This window comes from Halomonas sp. 3F2F (assembly GCF_014897805.1).
Lineage (GTDB): Bacteria > Pseudomonadota > Gammaproteobacteria > Pseudomonadales > Halomonadaceae > Vreelandella.
Map to the genome: position 1 here is coordinate 1 of NZ_JABUZE010000053.1, position 503 is coordinate 503.

A 503-nucleotide genomic window follows, 5' to 3' on the forward strand; every position below is an offset into this window, starting at 1 on the left:
GACGAGGTGGTGTTCACCTACTCGAACAGCCGTGGGCGTGCCCATATCGAAGAAGTACTCAGCGAATCGTTCAGCGGCACCCTGATCAGTGACGGCTACGCGGCCTATGCCCGCTACGCTGCCGCTCAGGAGAGCGTCACCCATGCCCAATGTTGGGTGCATGGTCGCCGTTATTTTATCGAGGCACAGAAAGATCACCCGGAGACAGTCACCAACGCGCTGCAACAGATCGCCAAGGTGTACCGGAATGAAGAGGCCATCAAAACCCAGGGGCTGACTGGCGAGAAGAAACGCCAGTACCGGTTGGATCACTCGAAACCGGTGGTCAGCGACTTCTTCCAGTGGTGCCGGGATCAGTTGGCACAAGGCGGCCTCGTGCCCAGCGACCCGCTGACCAAGGCCCTGAACTACGTGCTCGGTCGCGAAGCGAGCCTGACCGTGTTCCTGGAAAACCCGGACGTGCAGCCAGACACCAACCACCTGGAACGGGCGCTACGCCCCAT

General features: G+C 60.4%; 1 protein-coding gene. It reads left to right on the top strand.

The features are described 5' to 3' along the window. On the top strand, positions 1–503 hold a 503-nt coding region (locus INT21_RS06540), incomplete at both ends, for an IS66 family transposase (RefSeq protein ID WP_193085004.1).